14 protein-coding genes are annotated in these 18,280 nt (G+C 69.3%); 8 read left to right on the top strand and 6 right to left on the bottom strand.

Annotated features, from left to right (window positions below; translation table 11 throughout):
* Positions 1-3: 3 nt before the first annotated feature.
* The 3 genes from secA to PIQ37_RS08170 all read left to right on the top strand — a co-directional run bounded on the left by secA (position 4) and on the right by PIQ37_RS08170 (position 4,658).
* Positions 4-2,745 (top strand): preprotein translocase subunit SecA, encoded by a 2,742-nt coding sequence (gene secA / locus PIQ37_RS08160; protein WP_342073070.1) that lies wholly within the window; start codon positions 4-6, stop codon positions 2,743-2,745.
* 296 nt (positions 2,746-3,041) lie between these two features.
* Positions 3,042-3,416 (top strand): VOC family protein, encoded by a 375-nt coding sequence (locus PIQ37_RS08165; protein ID WP_342073071.1) that lies wholly within the window; start codon positions 3,042-3,044, stop codon positions 3,414-3,416.
* A 279-nt stretch (positions 3,417-3,695) separates the two neighbouring features.
* The gene (locus PIQ37_RS08170) at positions 3,696-4,658 is read left to right on the top strand and encodes a Nudix family hydrolase (RefSeq protein WP_342073072.1); all 963 of its coding nucleotides are present in this window, start codon (positions 3,696-3,698) and stop codon (positions 4,656-4,658) included.
* A 261-nt stretch (positions 4,659-4,919) separates the two neighbouring features.
* Here the strand turns inward: PIQ37_RS08170 and PIQ37_RS08175 are convergent, their stop codons facing one another.
* From PIQ37_RS08175 to PIQ37_RS08185, 3 genes are all read right to left on the bottom strand, one after another.
* Positions 4,920-5,537 carry a DUF4124 domain-containing protein gene (locus tag PIQ37_RS08175; RefSeq protein ID WP_407136603.1) on the bottom strand — a complete coding sequence of 206 codons (618 nt, stop codon included), beginning with the start codon at positions 5,535-5,537 and terminating at the stop codon, positions 4,920-4,922.
* Between the two features lie 160 nt (positions 5,538-5,697).
* Entirely contained in the window at positions 5,698-6,534 is an 837-nt protein-coding gene (gene metF / locus PIQ37_RS08180) for a methylenetetrahydrofolate reductase [NAD(P)H] (protein ID WP_342073074.1), read from the bottom strand.
* A 151-nt stretch (positions 6,535-6,685) separates the two neighbouring features.
* Entirely contained in the window at positions 6,686-8,056 is a 1,371-nt protein-coding gene (locus PIQ37_RS08185; protein ID WP_342073140.1) for an alpha-amylase family protein, read from the bottom strand.
* Positions 8,057-8,390: 334 nt separating this feature from the next.
* Between PIQ37_RS08185 and PIQ37_RS08190 the strand changes: the two genes are divergently transcribed.
* The 4 genes from PIQ37_RS08190 to PIQ37_RS08205 all read left to right on the top strand — a co-directional run bounded on the left by PIQ37_RS08190 (position 8,391) and on the right by PIQ37_RS08205 (position 13,877).
* Complete coding sequence (locus tag PIQ37_RS08190) at positions 8,391-9,329, top strand: M14 family metallopeptidase (protein WP_342073075.1); 939 nt, start codon at positions 8,391-8,393, stop codon at positions 9,327-9,329.
* Positions 9,330-9,489: 160 nt separating this feature from the next.
* Entirely contained in the window at positions 9,490-10,047 is a 558-nt protein-coding gene (locus PIQ37_RS08195; protein WP_017912964.1) for a DUF3228 family protein, read from the top strand.
* 510 nt (positions 10,048-10,557) lie between these two features.
* Positions 10,558-13,098, top strand: coding sequence for a methyl-accepting chemotaxis protein (locus PIQ37_RS08200; RefSeq protein ID WP_342073076.1), 2,541 nt, complete (start codon positions 10,558-10,560; stop codon positions 13,096-13,098).
* Positions 13,095-13,877, top strand: coding sequence for a TorF family putative porin (locus PIQ37_RS08205; RefSeq protein ID WP_342073077.1), 783 nt, complete (start codon positions 13,095-13,097; stop codon positions 13,875-13,877). The genes PIQ37_RS08200 and PIQ37_RS08205 overlap by 4 nt, the downstream gene beginning before the upstream one ends.
* Before the next feature lie 12 nt (positions 13,878-13,889).
* Here PIQ37_RS08205 and PIQ37_RS08210 read toward each other — a convergent pair whose 3' ends face one another.
* Genes PIQ37_RS08210 through PIQ37_RS08220 form a run of 3 tightly spaced genes read right to left on the bottom strand, consistent with a single transcriptional unit; the run spans position 13,890 to position 16,886 of the window.
* Positions 13,890-14,594: a sulfotransferase family protein gene (locus PIQ37_RS08210; RefSeq protein ID WP_342073078.1), complete on the bottom strand. Its 705-nt coding sequence runs from the start codon at positions 14,592-14,594 to the stop codon at positions 13,890-13,892.
* Positions 14,591-15,505 (bottom strand): sulfotransferase domain-containing protein, encoded by a 915-nt coding sequence (locus tag PIQ37_RS08215; protein WP_342073079.1) that lies wholly within the window; start codon positions 15,503-15,505, stop codon positions 14,591-14,593. The genes PIQ37_RS08210 and PIQ37_RS08215 overlap by 4 nt, the downstream gene beginning before the upstream one ends.
* On the bottom strand, positions 15,498-16,886 hold the full coding sequence (locus PIQ37_RS08220; RefSeq protein WP_342073080.1) for a cytochrome P450: 1,389 nt from the start codon (positions 16,884-16,886) through the stop codon (positions 15,498-15,500). The genes PIQ37_RS08215 and PIQ37_RS08220 overlap by 8 nt, the downstream gene beginning before the upstream one ends.
* A 519-nt stretch (positions 16,887-17,405) precedes the next feature.
* On the opposite strand from PIQ37_RS08220, the gene PIQ37_RS08225 reads away from it, so the two are divergent.
* Positions 17,406-18,167 carry a class I SAM-dependent DNA methyltransferase gene (locus tag PIQ37_RS08225; RefSeq protein ID WP_342073081.1) on the top strand — a complete coding sequence of 254 codons (762 nt, stop codon included), beginning with the start codon at positions 17,406-17,408 and terminating at the stop codon, positions 18,165-18,167.
* The last annotated feature ends 113 nt before the right edge of the window (positions 18,168-18,280 follow it).

An 18,280-nucleotide genomic window follows, 5' to 3' on the forward strand; every position in this document is an offset into this window, starting at 1 on the left:
TCAATGATCAACAGTCTGCTTACTCGCGTTTTCGGTAGCCGCAACGAGCGCCAACTGCGCCAGCTCCACCGTATCGTCGCCAAGATCAATGCGCTGGAGCCGGAGATGGAGCAGCTCTCCGACGAGCAGCTGCAGGCCAAGACCCCGGAACTGCGTGGGCGCATCGCCGGCGGCGAGACCCTGGACAAGGTGCTGCCGGAAGCGTTCGCGGTGTGCCGCGAGGCCAGCCGACGCGTGCTGGGCATGCGCCACTACGACGTGCAGTTGATCGGCGGCATGGTCCTGCACCTGGGCAAGATCGCGGAAATGCGCACCGGCGAGGGCAAGACCCTGGTCGCGACGCTGCCGGTGTACCTCAACGCGCTGGAAGACAAGGGCGTGCACGTGGTCACCGTCAACGACTACCTGGCGCGCCGCGACGCCGCGCAGATGGGCAAGCTGTACAACTGGCTGGGCCTGAGCGTGGGCGTGGTGTACCCGGGCATGCCGCACAGCGACAAGCACGCCGCCTACGCCGCCGACATCACCTACGGCACCAACAACGAATTCGGCTTCGACTACCTGCGCGACAACATGGCGCTGTCCAAGGCCGACCGCTTCCAGCGCGGCCTCAACTACGCCATCGTCGACGAAGTCGACTCGATCCTGATCGACGAAGCGCGCACCCCGCTGATCATCTCCGGCCCGGCCGACGAATCGCCGGAGCTGTACATCCGCGTCAACCGCATCGTGCCGCAGCTGGTCAAGCAGGAGTCCGAAGAGGGCGAGGGCGACTTCTGGGTCGACGAGAAGGGCAAGCAGGTGCACCTGTCCGAAGCGGGCATGGAGCACGCCGAAGAACTGCTGCGCGCCGCCGGCATCCTCACCGACGAGGAAGACCGCCTGTACGGCGCGCAGAACCTGAGCGTGGTCCACCACCTCAACGCGGCGCTGCGTGCGCATGCGATCTACCAGCGCGACGTCGACTACATCGTGCGCGACGGCGAGGTGGTGATCGTCGACGAGTTCACCGGCCGCACCCTGCCGGGCCGCCGCTGGTCCGACGGCCTGCACCAGGCGGTGGAAGCGAAGGAAGGCGTGCCGGTGCAGCGCGAGAACCAGACGCTGGCCAGCATCACCTTCCAGAACCTGTTCCGCATGTACAAGAAGCTGTCCGGCATGACCGGTACGGCCGATACCGAAGCCTACGAGTTCCAGAGCATCTACGGCCTGGAAGTGGTGGTGATCCCGACCAACCGCCCGACCATCCGCAAGGACTGGCCGGACCAGGTGTTCCTCAACCGCCAGGGCAAGTTCAACGCGGTGCTGGCCGACATCGAGGACTGCGCCAAGCGCGGCCAGCCGGTGCTGGTCGGTACCACCTCGATCGAGACCTCGGAGATGCTGTCCGAGCACCTGCGCAAGGCGGGCGTGAAGCACGAGGTGCTCAACGCCAAGCAGCACGAGCGCGAAGCGCAGATCGTCGCCAACGCCGGCCAGCCGGGCGCGGTGACCATCGCCACCAACATGGCCGGCCGCGGCACCGACATCGTGCTCGGCGGCTCGCTGGAAGCCGAACTGCATGCGCTGGGCGAGGAGCCGGACGAGGAGACGCGCGCGCGCCTGAAGGCGGCCTGGCAGGAGCGCCACGACGCGGTCAAGGCCGCCGGCGGCCTGCACATCATCGGCACCGAGCGCCACGAGTCGCGGCGTATCGACAACCAGCTGCGCGGCCGTTCCGGCCGCCAGGGCGACCCGGGTTCCTCGCGGTTCTACCTGTCGCTGGAAGACAACCTGATGCGCATCTTCGCCTCCGATTGGGTGCAGAAGGCGATGCGCATGATGGGCATGAAGGAAGACGACGTCATCGAGGACAAGCTGGTCAGCCGGCAGATCGAGAAGGCGCAGCGCAAGGTCGAGGCGCACAACTTCGACATCCGCAAGAACCTGCTCGACTTCGACGACGTCAACAACGACCAGCGCAAGGTGATCTACGCCCAGCGCGACGAACTGCTGGACGCCGAGTCGGTCAAGGAGAACGTCGACGGCATCCGCGACGACGTGATCTACGACATCGTCTCGCGCTTCGTGCCGCCGAACTCGGTGGACGACCAGTGGGACCTGCCGGGCCTGGAAGCCACGTTGGCCAGCGAACTCGGCCTGTCGCTGTCGATCACCGACCTGGTCAAGCGCCACGAGGAACTGGACGCGGACGGCATCGTCGAGAAGGTACGCGAGGAAGTGGACCGCCATTTCCGCGAGAAGGAATCTGCGATCGGCGGCGAGACCATGCGCGCGCTGGAGAAGCACGTGATGCTCACCGTGCTCGACCAGAGCTGGAAGGAGCATCTGGCGCGCATGGACTACCTGCGCCAGGGCATCCACCTGCGCGGCTACGCGCAGAAGCAGCCCAAGCAGGAATACAAGAAGGAAGCCTTCGAACTGTTCTCGGAGATGCTGGAGCACGCCAAGCGCGAAGTGGTCACCCTGCTGGCGCGGGTGCGCATCCGCAGCGAGGAGGAAGTGGCCGCGCTGGAGGCGCAGGAGCGCCAGCAGGTGGAGGCGCAGTTGCGCCAGGCCCAGTTCCAGCACCAGGACGCCGGCGGTTACGGCGCCGACGAGGAAGCCGAGCAGGTGCAGCGCGGCGAGGCGGGCGCGCCGACCGTGGCGCAGGTGACCCGCGAAGCGCCGAAGGTCGGCCGTAACGATCCGTGCCCCTGCGGCAGCGGCAAGAAGTACAAGCACTGCCACGGCCAGCTGAGCTGAGCCTGGCGTTGCGCGGACCGCTGCGCAATCGCGCGGCGGCCCCGCATTCGGCGTCGCACGCTGTGGGTGCCGGCGCGCCGGCCATCACATCCCCATGCCGGCTGGTGCACTCCCTTCGGGGAAGGAGGAAGCGACGGATGCAGGTGCTGGATCGATCACGTGTTTGCGAATAGCCCCGCCTTGCGCGGGGCATTCTGTTTTTGGGAAGGGCTTGGGGCGATGCGCTTGCCGACGTGACGTATCGTGCGTGCGGCGCGTAGGCTGGCCGATGTCGCCATTGCCTCTGTAGGCCTGCCGTGGAGCCTTCGCCCAGCCTGGAACTCAAGGTCTTCGTGCCGGCGCAGGATCTCGCGCTGTCGGCGCAGTTCTATGCGGACATGGGCTTCGCGCCCGAGCCGCTCGGCGACGGCCTGATCTGCTTCCGCCATGGCGACCGCTGCGCGTTCCTTCTGCAGGATTTCTACCACGCGGGCCTGGCGCACAACCTCGTGCTGCATCTGTGGGTGGACGACGCCGATGCCTGGTGGCGGCGGCTGCAAGCGGCCGACCTGGTCGGCCGTTACGGCGCGCGCCTGGGCGAGCCCGAGGACCGTCCCTGGGGCATGCGCGACTTCACCCTGCACGATCCCGGCGGCGTGCTGTGGCGGATCGGCCACGGCCTGGGCGCCTGAGGGTGCGGCGGTGGTGGAAGTGTGGCAATCACCGCGCGCGCCGCCGCAGCTCTCTGCGCGCCGGGCAGCGTTGCAGGTGGAGCAGCGACCGCTCAAGGCCATCTTCGATGACGCTCTGGCGTTGGTGCGGTAGGCATCTGCCATCAGTGGCGCGCCGCCAAAGAGGCCATCGCCTGGGACTGCCTGGCTGCGTGGGCGTCGCCGCTCTCCACAGCCGATCGGCGCCAATGTGACCCTGGTTGATTGCGCTGGCGCTGCCGGAAACGGCAAGCTTGCGCCATGTCCGAACCGCTCAGATCCATTCATGTCGTCGCCGGCGTCATCACCGATGCGCGCGGCCGTATCCTGCTGACCCGCCGCACCGAGGGTCGCGACCTCGCCGGCCTGTGGGAATTCCCTGGCGGCAAGCGCGAGCCCGGCGAGACCTCGGAGCAGGCGCTGGTGCGCGAGTTGCAGGAGGAACTGGGCATCGAGGCCGTCGTCGGCGAGTGGCTGATGGAAGTGCCGCAGCGCTACCCGGACAAGCGGCTGCGCCTGGAAGTGCGCCAGGTGGCGGCGTGGAAGGGCACGCCGCGTGGCCGCGAGGGCCAGGCGCTGACCTGGGTGAGCGCCGACAAGCTGGGCCGCTACGCGATGCCGCCGGCGGACCAGCCGGTGGTGGCGATGCTGCGCCAGCCCGCCTGCTACCTGGTGACGCCGGAACCGGCCGAGCCGGGCCCCTGGTTGGCGGCGCTGGAGCGCGCGCTGGACGCCGGCGTGCGCCGCGTGCAGCTGCGTGCGCGCAGCCTGCCGGCCGAGCAATGGCCGCCGCTGGCGCGGGCGGCCGCCGCGCTGTGCGCGACGCGTGGCGCGCAGGTGCTGCTCAACCGCGACGTGGCGCTGGCGCAGGAACTGGGCGTGGGCGTGCACCTGGGCGCCGAGCAGCTGCCGCAGTGGCAGGCGCGCCCGTTGCCTGACGGGCAGGCCGTGGCGGCGTCCTGTCATACCGTTGAGGAATTGCAGACAGCGCAGCGCATCGGCTGCGATTTCGCGGTGGTCGGGCCGCTGGCCCCCACCGCCAGCCATCCTGGCGCCGCGCCGCTGGGCTGGGAGGCGTTCGAGCGTCTGCGCGAGCAGGTCGCCCTGCCGATCTACCCGATCGGCGGCCTGGCGTCGACGCAAGTCGCCGAGGCGCGCCGTCATGGCGGCCAGGGCATCGCCGCGATCCGCGGGCTGTGGCCGCTGGCGGCCGATGTGGCGTGAGCGCCGCCAGGGCGCATGCCCGATCGTAGGAGCGGCTTCAGCCGCGACCCGGCATCCTCGAGAAGGCCCGATCGCGGCTGAAGCCGCTCCTACAGATGATGCGGTGTGCGCATAGGAGCCGCTGTTGCGATTTCCCCAATCCGCATCCTCGAATCCTGGCTCCACTGCGTCGCGGCTGAAGCCGCTCCTACAGATGATGCGGTGCGCGCACAGGGAGCCGCTGTTGCGATTCCCCAATCTCGAATCCCGAATCCCGGCCCTTCAGAAACTGATCCAGAAGCAGTCGTACTGCCGGCGCAGGTCCAGCACGGTGGAGGCGGGGGTGATGCTGCTGGCGAGGGTCTGCTGCAGACGCAGGCCGGTCGGGTGCGGACGCGATGGCGCCTCGCCACCGTCGGCCTCCGCCACGGCCGACGTAGCCGTTGTCGCGGACGCGGCTGTCGACGCCGTGCCGGCTGCGGGAGCGTTGGTTCCGCTGGTGTCCGGCAACACCGGTACGATTGCGACAAGGGGGCGGCGCACGATCGCCTCCAGCCGGTCGAAGATGCGTTGCGCGCCGTCGTCGGAAACGCCGTTCCACCAGTACAGTGCCGATAGTCGATTGACGTCGCGAGTCTCGACCGCGCTGCGGATCTGCTGCGCCAGCACGCTGAGCCGGCGCACGCACTGCGGCGGTGCCAGGCCGCGGGCGTTGCCGCCGACGTTGCCAGGTGCGGCCGGTGGCGGCAGGCGATCGATCGCGCCGACGTCCTCGCAGCGGCGATCGCTGAACACGGTGGTGCCGTCGGGCCCGGTGCAACGGTTCACCCGTTGCGCGGTGGCGGGCGTGGCGAGGCCCCACAGGCACAAGAGCAGCAGCATCGGCGGGAGCAGGCGCATCGCCGCAGGGTAGCCGCAGCCGGCGTGACCGCGGAGCGAATGCCCTCACGAGCGCTGGGATTGGGGATTCGGGATTGGCAACAGCGGCGCGCGGCCTGGCTTTGGCGAATCCCCAATCCCGAATCCCCAATCCCGAGCGGCCGCACAGCGGCCGCGACACTCAGCCGACGGCTGAGGGCAGACGTGCCAGGACGCTGGTGGTGGGCTTGGCCAGGTTGAGCGTGTAGAAATGCAGCCCGGGCGCGCCGCCGTCGACCAGGCGTTGGCACAAGGTGGCGACCACGTCGGCGCCGAACTCGCGGATGGCCTCGGCATCGTCGCCGTAGGCCTGCATGCGCTTGCCGATCCAGCGCGGGATTTCCGCGCCGCACTGCTCGGAGAAACGCCGCAGCTGGCTGAAGTTGGAGATCGGCATGATGCCGGGCACGATCGGGATCTGCACGCCGAGCTTGCGCACCGCGTCGACGAAGTGGAAGTAGGCGTCGGCGTTGTAGAAGTACTGGGTGATGGCGGCATCGGCGCCGGCATCGACCTTGGCCTTGAAGTGGCGCAGGTCGCTGAGCGCATCGTTGGCCTGCGGATGCGTTTCCGGATACGCGCCCACTTCCAGGTGGAAGGCGTCGCCGTGCTCGGCGCGGATGAAGGCGATCAGGTCGGCGGCATAGCGCAGGTCGCCCGGGTGGCCCATGCCCGACGGCAGGTCGCCACGCAGCGCGACCAGGCGGCGGCAGCCGATGGCGCGGTACAGCTTGAGCAGCTCGCGGATTTCTTCGCGGCTGCCGCCCACGCAGGACAGATGCGGCGCGGCCTCGAAACGGTGGTGCTGCTTGAGGTGGCGCACGGTCTCGGAGGTGTAGCTCAGGGTCGAGCCGCCGGCGCCGAAGGTGCAGGACACGTACTCCGGCGCGTAGGCCTTCAGCCGCGCGGCGGTGCGGTCGAGCTGCGCGCGCTGCTCGTCGGTCTTGGGCGGATAGAACTCGAAGCTGATGGCGGTCATGGGCGCAACGCAGCGGGTGGTGCGCCGAGTATATCTCTTCATCCGGATGGATATGCAAGAAGTCGCGGCTGCGCGGTCGCCGCGTCGCCCGGGATTGACGACGCGATCCCCGCGCGGCGCGCCGATGGGCGCGCCGCGTCCGCTCCCAGGCTCAGCGCTTCCACATCCGCGCCTGCCGTGGCGGCAGGCTGAAGGTGTAGCTGCCGCTGGAAATACGCACCACGCTGCCGGAGCCCAGCGCATCGGTGTAGTCGACGTTCCAGCGCAGCACGCTGCCGGTCATCGGTACCGCGGCGGTGACGGTATTGCCGCACTTGTTGATGCCGACGATACCCAGGTCGCCGCGGCGGAACAGCAGGTAGCAGGCGCCGTGCGCCAGCACCTGCATGTCGCGGCCCTGCGCGGCGTTGTGGAAGCCGACCATGCGCTTGAGGTCGTCGCGCTGGTAGGCGTTGACCCAGCGGTTGTCGCCGCTCTCGTTGTTGTCCGAGTACACCATCGGCACGCCGCCGTCGCGGCCGAGCAGGTAGGCGTAGGCCAGGGTCTCGTCGACCGGGTCCATGATCGCGTAGCGGAAGCCGGCGTTGTTGGGGATGTCGTGGGTGATGGCGAAGGTCACCGCGCGCGCACCGGGCAGCGCCTGACCGTAGGCGCCCGGATCCACCAGCAGGTCCATGCTGCCGCCGTAGGCGAAGGCGTTGCGTACCGAGTTGAACAGCGGGAAGTCGTAGGCGGCATGCGGGGTGGCCTGCAGGTACGGCGCCAGGAACTGGTCGTAGTCGGAATTGCCGCTGCCGCCGCCGGTGATCACCTCGCCGAACACCAGCACGCCGGAGCGGACCTGCGCATCGAGCACCTTGTTCAGATGGTCGAAGGTCATGTGCTTGGCCGCATCGATGCGGAAACCGGTGACGCCCAGCGCCTTCAGCGCCAGCAGATAGTTGCGCTGCTGCTGCACCACCCAGTCGTTGCCGACCAGATCCGGCAGGCCGGGATCGCTGCCGCCGCCGCAGATGCGGTAGGTGCGCACCTGGTAGGGATCGTTGTAGTTGGTGATGCACTGCGCCGGGCCGAAATCGTTGGCGCTGAGGAAATTCTGCGAGAGATCACCGAACAGTCGCAGCGACGCATAGCGCTGCGGATTGGCGGCGTACTGGCCGAGCACCGCGCTGCCCGGGTAGTTCAGGTCCGAGCGCGTGGCCGCTTCGTTGGCCATGTGGTTGAGCACCACGTCGGCATAGGTTTCCACGCCCACCGCCTTCAGCGCCTGCACCATGCTGGCGAAGGCGTCGGTGTCGCCGAGCGGGTTGTCGATCAGACGCATGTCCTGCGGCTGGTAGCGCGCCCACCAGGCGTCGCCCTGCGAGCGGTAGGCCGGCGCCACCAGCACCTTGCGGTAGCCGGCGGCGGCGATCTGCGCGGCACGCGCTTCCACGGTGGCGTAGGGCCAGTTGAAGGCATGCAGGATGACGTCGGCCTGGGCGCTGGCGGTGGCCAGGAGCAGCAGCAGGCCGACCAGCAGGCTGCGCCAGCGGTGCAGGTGCAGCAGACGATTTGCAGCGGATGGGACGCGCATCGTTCGATCTCCTCGTTGCATGGGCGCAGGCAGGGACGCCTGCAGGACAGGGGCATGACGTCGCCGCGGGGCTGGCGTGCGGCGGGAGGATGCTAAGCGCGCATCGCGGCGCAACATGCGCGCGCTACATACGTATTCATGGCGACAGCGCACGAAAGCGGGATCGGCATCCGCTTCCGCTCGGGAGCGCCGTGCGCGCTGCATTCATGGCACATGTCGCATCGCGGCCCATGCGCTTTGCTACAGTCGCCGCCCTCACCTGTCGACGCGGAGCCGCACCATGACCAGCGCAGCCTTCTATCCGATCGGAACCCCCGGCGTGCCCTGGGGCGCCGCCGAGAAGGCGGCCTGGCTGGCGGGTCAGCCGCGCCGGCGCAGCTACCAGGACGAGGTGGTCGCTGTCATCGAAGGCCTGCGCGGGCAATGGGACGTGGTCGCGTACGGGGAACTGGTGTACGCGCAGGAGCGGTATCCGCTGCTGGCCTTGCGCAGCCGCAACTGGGACGATGCCTTGCCGTGCATGCTGGTCACCGGCGGCGTGCATGGTTACGAGACCAGCGGCGTGCACGGCGCGCTGCAGTTCGCGCAGCAGCATGCCGAGGACTACGCCGGCCGCGCCAACGTGCTGGTGGCGCCGTGCGTGAGCCCCTGGGCATACGAGCGCATCCACCGTTGGAACGCCGATGCGCTGGATCCCAACCGTTCGTTCCGCGCCGACAGCCCGGCGCAGGAATCGGCCGCGCTGCTGCGCCTGGTCGCGCCGCTGCGCGATCAGGTGCGCATGCACATCGACCTGCACGAGACCACCGACAGCGACGAGTCCGAGTTCCGGCCGGCGCTGGCCGCGCGCGATGGCATCGCCTACGCGCCGGGCGGCATTCCCGACGGTTTCTACCTGGTCGGCGACAGCGAGAACCCGCAGCCCGCGTTCCAGCAGGCGGTGCTTGCCGCGGTCGCGCAGGTCACCCATATCGCGCCGGCCGATGCCGCCGGCGAACTCATCGGCACGCCGCTGGCGGCGCCGGGGGTCATCAACTACCCGGTGAAGCGGCTGGGGCTGTGTGCGGGCATCACCGACGCGCGCTACACCACGACTACCGAGGTGTATCCGGACAGCGCCAGCGCCACGCCGGAGCAGTGCAACGCCGCGCAGGTGGCGGCGGTACGCGCGGCGATCGACTACGCCTTGGCGCATCCGTCGTCGCAAGGGGCTGCATGATCGTGTAGGAGCGGCTTCAGCCGCGATGCCTTACCGGTAACGCCCATCGCGGCTGAAGCCGCTCCTACGTAGGACTTCCGCACGCCCGGATTCCGCCGGCGGCGGTGGGCACCGACCCTGCCGCGCGCTACGCTTGTCCGCCCTCGTTCGCCATCACGCCATGTCCATCGTCCTCACGCCGTTCGCCCGCACGCGTCTGTTCCCGCGCGACGGTCGCCGCAATGCGATCCAGGACTGCACGCCCGAACAGTTCGAGCAGCACCTCAACGCGCACACGCCGCTGCAGGTGCTGGACGGCTACGCGCCGTTCTGCAAGTTGCACGTGCACCGCAACTGGACCTCGACGCGCTGCCTGACCGTGCCGATCACCGACGCCAACCGGCGCCTGCTGCGCTCGGGCTACGAGGCGCGCAGCCGTGAAGAACTGCCGGTCCTGGTGCGCTGGTTCGAAGGGGTCGAGCCGCCGGTGGCCGAGTACCTGCTGCCGATCCTCTACAGCCGCGAACAGCTCGCGCACGAGGGCGCGCCGATCGAGGCGGACTGGGGCGTGGTTGGTTGCCTGTATACCGCCGAGCCGCAGGAAATTCCGATGGCGCCGATCACCATGCTGCGCAATGCGCTGGGCGTCGAGGAGGGCGGCTCGGGCGTGCCGCTGGATCGCGATGCCTATCGGCGCAGCGTGGCGTTCTGGGAGCACAACGCCAACTGGCGACCGTAAGCGCGGCCAGACGCGGTCCGCGCGCAGCGACCTCGCCGGGCATGCATCGCGGTGGCGTGCGGCGGCGGTGCGTGCGCCGCACGTTGCCGCGCGCAGGCGTGAAAGCCCCAGACGCGGTCACGCATTCGCGCAGCCGTCTTCACGCATCTGTGTACGTTGCCGCCGCCGGCCCGCCGCGCTGCATCCGTGCACGCGCCCGTTCACTGGCGCATAAGTGCTGAACAGAACTGCGCGCTGCCGCGCGTTTTCGCCGCGAAGCCCTGTCCGTTCATCGGCATGACGCGGAATGACCATCAAGTTTGCGGACGGCGGGACGATAGCGAGAGGGTGGGTCGCCATGCAGCGGCGCCAGGACGCAATGTCCGGCAGCGCATCGTGGCCCGGTGGGGAAGGCGCCTTGGGCAGGTCATCGGCAGCGGACACGGCGCACTCGCGCCGCGCGCCGTGGCGGGCTGCCGCGTGGGGCGTTCCCCGCGACCGTATTCCCTCTCCCCTGCCAAGGAAGTCGTCATGTCCACTCCGTCGCCGCAGCGCCGTCGCGGCAGCGTCGCCAAACGCCTGATGCTCGGTACCGGCCTGCTCGCGCTGGCCTGCTTCGGCCTGACCGCGCTGATCATCTACTGGCGCAGCAGCGATGCGCTGCTGTCGACCTCGCGCACCAGCATCGAGAACCTGGCGCAAGTGGAGGCGCAGCGGGTGTCGCGCGAAATCGGCGTGGCCTTCGACGCCAGCGACGCGCTGGCCAACAGCTTCCGCGTGCAGCACGCCGCCGGCCTGTCGCGCGCCACCGCCACCGCGGTGCTGCGCAGCCAGCTCGACGCGCATCCGCAGTGGCTGGGCATCAGCACCATGTGGGAGCCGGAGGCGTTCGACGGCAACGACAAGGCCTTCGTCGGTACCGAGGGCCACGACGCCACCGGCCGCTACATGACCTGGTGGTCGCGGCAGAACGGCCAACTGGTGCGCGAGGCGCTGCGCGACTACGAGAAGCCCGGCGACGGCGACTGGTACCTGCTGGCGCGCAACACGCTCAAGCCGGTGGTGATCGAGCCCTACTACTACCCGGTGGCCGGCAAGGACACACTGATGACCACGCTGGCCATGCCGATCCTGGAGAACGGCCGTTTCCTGGGCGTGGTCACCGTCGACTTCACCCTCGATACCCTGCAGCAGCGCATCGCCGCGCTGCGGCCGATGGGCGAGGGCCATGCCAGCCTGCTGTCGCCGTTGGGCATGGTGATGGCCAGCCGCGATCCGCAGCAGGTCGGCAAGACCCGCAGCGATGCCTGGTCCAAGGACATGCTGGCGCGTGTGGCCAAGGGCCAGGTGGTGTTCGACCATCGCCGCACCGACGGCGAGGATGCGTTGAACGTGTTCGTGCCGCTGAAGATCGGCGATGCGCCGCAGGCGTTCGCGCTGGGCATCTCGGTGCCGTACGCGCTGGTCATGGCCAAGGCGCGTGCGCTGTTGTGGACCATCGCCGCGGTCGGCCTGCTCTCGGCGTTGTTGCTGAGCGGCGCGCTGTACCTGCTGCTGCGCCGGCAGGTGCTCGACCCGCTGGCCGAGGCCGTGCGCGTGTCTTCGGCGGTCGCCGCCGGCCGCCTGGACAGCCAGGTCCGGCATCGCCGCGACGACGAACTGGGCCAGTTGCTGGACGCGATGGGCAGCATGCAGACGCAGTTGCAGGCGGTGATGCAGGCGCAGGCGGAGATGGCGCAGCGCCACGACGCCGGCGAGATGAGCTACCGGATGGACGCCGAACGTTTCCCTGGCGAGTACGGCCGCATGGTCCATGGCACCAACGCACTGGTGGCCGCGCACGTGGACGTGCAGCGGCGCCTGGTCGAGGTCATGTCGCAGTACGCGATCGGCAACATGCAGGTGGACATGGAACCGCTGCCGGGCGAGAAGGCGGCGATCACCGAGGCGATGCGCACCACCAAGGGCAGCCTGCAGGCGATCAATCAGGCCATCACCGAACTGGCGCAGGCCGCGGCCTCCGGCGACTTCTCCCGGCGCGGCGATGCCGAGCGCTTCCAGTACGACTTCCGCGGCATGGTGGTCGGGCTGAACCGGCTGATGGAGTTGACCGAAGGCAACCTCTCGGCCTTGTCGGCGCTGTTGCGTGCCGTGGCCCAGGGCGACCTCACCGCGCGCATGCACGGCGAATTCCACGGCGTATTCGCGCAGATGCGCGACGATGCCAATGCCACCGTGGAACAGTTGACCGGCATCGTCGGCCGCATCCAGCAGGCCACCACCGCGATCAACTCCGCCGCCAGCGAGATCGCCGCCGGCAACGACGACCTGTCGCGTCGCACCGAGCAGCAGGCGGCCAATCTGGAAGAAACCGCGGCCTCGATGGAAGAGCTGACCTCGACGGTGAAGCAGAACGCCGAACATGCGCACCAGGCCAACCGCCTGGCGCAGGACACCGCGGGCGTGGCCTCGCGTGGCGGCGCGGTGGTCGAGCAGGTGGTGGACACCATGTCCGGCATCGCCGAAGCATCGAAGAAGATGGCCGAGATCATCGGCGTGATCGACGGCATCGCCTTCCAGACCAACATCCTCGCGCTCAACGCCGCGGTGGAGGCGGCGCGCGCCGGCGAGCAGGGCCGCGGTTTCGCGGTGGTGGCCAGCGAGGTGCGCGCGCTGGCGCAGCGCTCGGCGACCGCGGCGCACGAGATCAAGGGCCTGATCGACGCCTCCGTCGGCAAGATCGACGATGGCACTGCGCTGGTCAACGGCGCCGGCGACACCATGCGCGAGGTCGTGGCCAGCGTGCGCCGGGTCACCGACATCATGAGCGAGATCGCCGCCGCCTCGCAGGAGCAGAGCGCCGGTATCGAACAGGTGAGCAAGACCATCGTGCAGATGGACGAAGCCACCCAACAGAATGCCGCGCTGGTCGAGGAGGCCACGGCGGCGGCGCGGGCGATGGAGGATCAGGCCGCGGAACTGCAGCGCGCGGTGGCGCTGTTCAAGCTCGCGGCACCTTCGTCGGGCGGCCTGGCCATGCCGGGCCGGGCGCGGCTGGAGCTGGTGTCGTGAGCGCCGTGCGCACCGTGGCGTTGCTGCTGGCGCTGGGCGTCGCCGCACCGGCCTGGGCCGGCACCGCCAGCGCCAATCTGGCGGCGACCTCGAACTACGTTTCGCGCGGATTCGAGCAGAGCTGGGGGCGGCCGGTGTTGCAGGGCGGGCTGGACGTGGCCGCGGACAGCGGTTGGTATGCCGGCACCTGGGCGTCGGGCGTGAGTTCGTACTTCATTGAAGGCGGGCACGTGGAGTGGGACGTGTATGCCGGCTATGCGGCCAGCCATGGCGACTGGGGCTGGCGCGCCGGCGTCTACCACTACGCCTATCCCGGCGCACGCATGAGCGCCAGCGGCACCCGCTACGACTATGGCGAAGCCATCGTCGCCGGGCACTGGCGCACGCTGGAACTGTCCTACGCCAGCACCTGGACGCGCGACTACTTCGGCTACAACAGCGCCACCCTGGGCGTCGGCCGAGGCCGGCACTCGCGCGGCTCCGGCTATCTGGCACTGGACGCCACGCTGCCGCTGGCGGCGGACTGGCAGGCCAGCGTGCATGCCGGCCACCAGCACGTGCGCAACTTCGCCGACTACGGCTGGACCGACGCGCGCGTGGGCCTGAGCCGCACCTGGCGCGGCACCGAGTTCGGCCTGAGCTACGCACGCGCCTGGAACAGCGCCGGCGTCTATCGTCGCTACACCACCGGCGTGGCGGATGGCGAGGGCCGGGTGCATGTCTCCAACCCGATCGACGGCGCCTGGTCGTTCACCATCAAGCGCAATTTCGCGTTGTAGGCGGACGCGTGCTCAGCCGTCGGCGGGTGGCGCGAACGCCTCCACGGCGAGCCGGTCCAGGTAGGCGCGCAGGCGTTGTTCGCGTTGCGCCGGGTCGCCGGGCAGCGGGCGCGCTTGCGTGCCGCCGCTGCTGCGCGCATGCACGCGCGGATACGGTTGCGCCGGCACCGGCACGCCCAGGAAGGTGCACAGCGGCTCCCAGCCGCTCTGCGCGTCGGTGTCGAGCACCAGCAGGCGCTGTGCCGGCACGCTGGCGATGACGGCCTGGTTCCAGCGATGAAAATAGTCGGTCATGAAGCCGCGATCGTCGATGCGCGTGGCGAACCCACGGCGCAGGAACTGGCTCAGCCGTTGGCCGTCGGGCCCGAACAGGGCCGGCACGCTGCCGTCGCTGGCGAAGATGGTGCTGCGCACCGAATCGAACCAGGCATCGGCATCGCGCACGGTCAGGATCACCTTGGCCTGCGGGTAGCGCGCGACCAGCTCGCGCCAGAAGCAGCAGCCGGGATAGTCGACGGTGGCGGTATAGCCGGCGAACAGCGACTCCCAGTCCGCCTGCCCATCGATCGCCGCGTCCCACAGCGGCAAGGCCTGGCGCAGGTGCGCGGCCAGTTCCATCGCGTGATAGCAGCGGCCCAGGCCAAGATGTTCCAGCGCCAGCTTCAGCGACAGGGTGCCGGTGCGGCCGACACCGGCGCCGATGACGCGCAGGCTCATGCCGATGCTCCTGCGCCCTGCGCCAGCCACTGCGCGGCCTCGTGGCCCAGTTCGGTCTGCGCACGTGCCTCGTAGTCGGCGGCGACGGTCGCCGGCAGCAGCGTGCGCCAACGGCCGCTGCGGCCCTGGTTGAAGAAGGCCTTGCCGCCCTCGCGCCACAGCCCCGCGCCCTGTGGCACGTAGCGCGCGGCGTGCTGGCGCATGTAGTCGAACTGGCAGTGCGCCAGGATGGTCTCCCAGGCCGCTTCGCGCACCGGGATCTCCAGGAACGCGGCGATGCGGCGTACCTGTGTGGGCAGATCCTGCAGCAGGTCGGCGTAGTGCACCAGCAGCACGTTCGGCTGCGCGCGCTGCTGCCACCAGCTGCGCACGCCTTCCCAGAACGGCCAGAACGGCGCGCCGTCGTGGGCCAGCCACTGCGCCACGTAGGCATCCACCGGCAGGCTAGGCGGCGGGACCACGCGCAGCTTGCCCGGTTCGGCCGCGCCGGCATCCAGCCGCGCCTGCGCATCCTGGCTGACCGCACACTGGTGGTCGTACAGGCTGAGCGCGATGTCGCGGCCATCGCGGCCGATGTACAGGTACTTGGCGCGATCGCTGACCACCAGCGCATCGGCCGGCAGATGCGTCTTGATGAAGCGCCGGTGGGTCTGCGCCTGCAGCAGCGCGAGCTTGCTGGCGCGGTCCGGGTACACGCCGTCCAGCCACGGCGAGATCGTCGACACGTCGACGTCTGCCGCGCCCTCGAATAACAACTGCGCGACGATCTGCTGCAGCCAGGTGGTGCCGGCCTTGGCGTAGCTGGCGATGACGATGTCGCCGTCGCGGAAGTTCAGTGCGTTCCAGGCGGCGGAATCGAAAAAGCGGTTGGAGTATTCCCGGGTCTTGGCGAAGACGGCGGAATCAGCCATGCGGGGTTTCCGGTGTGCGGGGGAAGGGCGCCGTCGCGGGCGACTGGCAGGGCGGGGCTGTCGTGCGCGGGCGCAAGGCGATGCGGACATCGAGTGGGCGCAGCACCAGCGCCGGATACGGTCGCGGCCGCGCATCCGCCGCCAGGTGCAGCGTGCGCTCGCGCAACAGGCCGGCCACAACCACGGTCATCTGCACCATTGCCAACTGGCTGCCGATGCAACTGCGCGGACCGCCGCCGAACGGAAAGTAGGTGTAGCGCGCCGGTGTCTGCGCCGGGTCCAGCCAGCGTGCCGGCAGGAAGCGCTCCGGCGCGGCGAAGTGGCGCGGATCGCGCTGCACCACCCACTGGCTGACGATCAGCTGGGTGCCGCGCGGCACCGCGAAGCCGCCCAGCGTGGTGTCGCGTTGCGCGATGCGTGCGGTCATCCACGCCGGCGGATACAGGCGCAAGGCTTCCTTCACGCAGGCGCGAGTCAGCGGCAGGCGTTCGACGAGCGCGTCGGCGCAGGTCGTGGCGGATGCGCCGTCGATACCGGGCAGGGCATCGGTTTCCTCCACCACGGCCTGCGCGATCGATGGATGCTGCGCCAACAGCAACAGCGTCCAGGTCAGGCCGGCCGCCATCGGCTCCAGCGCCGACATCAGCATCGCCGCCGCTTCGTCGCGGCACCAATCATCGTCGCCCTGCGGAGCGTCACGCCGCAGCAGCTCCAGCACCGAGGGGCCTGCATCAGGCGAACGTGGCGACGCCAGGATCTGCGTCAGCGCGGAGTCCAGTGCGCCGCGTGCGGCACGCAGGCGGCGCTTGCCGGCACTCGGCCACCACGCCGGTGCCGCGGACGGCGTGCGCGTCTGCTGCAGGATCGCATCGACCATCGGCAGCAGCCGCAGTAGCGCCGGCGCGTGCGCCGCATCGCCGAGCAGGAAGCCGGCGCCCAGTTGCGCGCAGAGCGCGGTCATGGTCAGGCGCAGGTCGTGCACGTTGTCGATGTCGTCGCGCGATCGCAGCAGCGCCTGTGTGGCGGCGGCCGCCTTTCTGGCGTAGTCGCGCACCAGGCCGGCGCGGAATGCGGGCTGCAGCGCCTGGCGCTTGTGCCGCCAGGCCTCGCCCTCGCTGTTCATCACCGATGCCGGAAATGCAGCGCGTCGCGCACGTGGATCCGGATCGGATTTGGCGTAGAGGCTGCCGTCGTCGCCGAGCACCGTGGCGATCGCGGTTGGTGCTGCGAGCAGATAGGTGCGCTCGGCGATCCGCACCACATCGCCATGCGCGCGTGCGCAGTGTTGCAGGAATTGCAGTGGATCGGCAGCGAAGGCCTGCCGATTGCCAAACGCCCAATGACCGCGTGGACCGGGTGGGAGTCGGTGCGCATCCGTCACGCGAGAATCCGCGTGATGGCGCACCGCGATGCGGAAGCTGGCAGGTATCGCATGGCGAGCGGGGACGCATGGCCGAGAGAAGAGAAGCACCGCGAGAGGGGGCGGATCGCCCCCTCTCGCACGGTCATGCCACGCGACGGTGGCGAGGAAGGTCAGTAGGTGTAGATGTAGCCGAGCTTGCGGCCACCGAGGCTCTGCACCCAACGCGACAGCGAATCAAAAAGGCGTTTCATGGCGATACTCCTGATTGAACTGGGGGATCTGTTGCGGTTGTCGCGCCTGCCTCAGCGTGGCAGGCGCGAGAAAAAGCATCCCCGCTTGCGGGCGGCGGCGCAAGCGAAAGACTGAAGCGCGGCCAACTGCAATGCGCGTGTCATCTGCAGTTGCGTGGCGTGTGTCGCACGCGATTGCAGTGCATCGCCGCGCCTGCCACGCAGGGTGTCGTCGTGCACGTGTGGCCATTGCCTCGCCATCGCTGCGTGCTATCGTCGCGCCACTTCGGCAACGAGTTGGCTGCGGATGCCCGTGACCCACGAGTACGATCGCCTGGCCGCGATCTACGACCGTTTCTACGATCGCTGGCCCGCCGCCGTCACCCAGCAGTGCGTCGGCGTCCTCGCCGAGCTGGCCGCGGGCCGTGCGGCGCTGGAACTGGGCATCGGCACCGGCCGCATCGGCTTGCCGCTCGCGCACTGCAATGTGCCCGTCACCGGTATCGACAATTCTCCTGCGATGCTCGAGGCCTTGCGTGCCAAGCCCGGTAGCGAACGCCTGCACCTGGTCTGCGCCGATTTCGCCGACATGCCGGTGTGCGGGCCGTTCGGTCTGATCTATGCGGTGGCGGCATTCGGCTATCTGCTGACCCAGGCCGAGCAGCTGCGTTGCATGGTCAACGCGGCGCGCTGCCTGGCGCCCGACGGCCGCTTGCTGATCCAGAGCGCGGTGCCGGGTGCAGAGGTGTTCGAAAGCGGCGGCAAGGTCAGCCAGGTCCTGGACGTACCGGATACCGATGGCGACGGTGCGGCGGTGATGCTGGTGTGCTCGCAGCCCGATCCGCTGCAGCAGCGCATCGACCAGCGCGTGGTGGTGCTGGGCGAATCCGGTACGCGCATCTTCAGCGAGCGCCGCCGCTACGTGTGGCCATCGGAGCTGGACCTGATGGCGCAGATCGCCGGCCTGCGCCTCGAGGCGCGCTGGAGCGACTGGGCACGCACGCCGTACCACGCGCGCAGCCGCATCCAGATCTCGGTGTACGTGCCGGCCAGTGAGTGCACGGCCTGAAGATCGTGCCGTTGCAGGCGTTGGATGACGGTGTCCTATCTACAAATTGCGGCATCGGTATCGGCAGGACCGTGTTGCCTTTGGGTCGGTGTCCATGCCGGCGGTACCCGCCG

This window comes from Xanthomonas protegens, from assembly GCF_038442435.1.
Lineage (GTDB): Bacteria > Pseudomonadota > Gammaproteobacteria > Xanthomonadales > Xanthomonadaceae > Xanthomonas_A > Xanthomonas_A sontii.

Bases quoted from the DNA above. Each gene is read 5' to 3' on its own strand.
- PIQ37_RS08210 (WP_342073078.1), bottom strand. From the start codon at position 14,594: ATGAGCCTGCGCGTCATCGGCGCCGGTGTCGGCCGCACCGGCACCCTG.
- PIQ37_RS08195 (WP_017912964.1), top strand. From the start codon at position 9,490: ATGTCCATCGTCCTCACGCCGTTCGCCCGCACGCGTCTGTTCCCGCGC.
- PIQ37_RS08190 (WP_342073075.1), top strand. From the start codon at position 8,391: ATGACCAGCGCAGCCTTCTATCCGATCGGAACCCCCGGCGTGCCCTGG.
- PIQ37_RS08215 (WP_342073079.1), bottom strand. From the start codon at position 15,505: ATGGCTGATTCCGCCGTCTTCGCCAAGACCCGGGAATACTCCAACCGC.
- PIQ37_RS08170 (WP_342073072.1), top strand. From the start codon at position 3,696: ATGTCCGAACCGCTCAGATCCATTCATGTCGTCGCCGGCGTCATCACC.
- secA (WP_342073070.1), top strand. From the start codon at position 4: ATGATCAACAGTCTGCTTACTCGCGTTTTCGGTAGCCGCAACGAGCGC.
- PIQ37_RS08200 (WP_342073076.1), top strand. From the start codon at position 10,558: ATGTCCACTCCGTCGCCGCAGCGCCGTCGCGGCAGCGTCGCCAAACGC.
- metF (WP_342073074.1), bottom strand. From the start codon at position 6,534: ATGACCGCCATCAGCTTCGAGTTCTATCCGCCCAAGACCGACGAGCAG.
- PIQ37_RS08175 (WP_407136603.1), bottom strand. From the start codon at position 5,537: ATGCGCCTGCTCCCGCCGATGCTGCTGCTCTTGTGCCTGTGGGGCCTC.
- PIQ37_RS08225 (WP_342073081.1), top strand. From the start codon at position 17,406: ATGCCCGTGACCCACGAGTACGATCGCCTGGCCGCGATCTACGACCGT.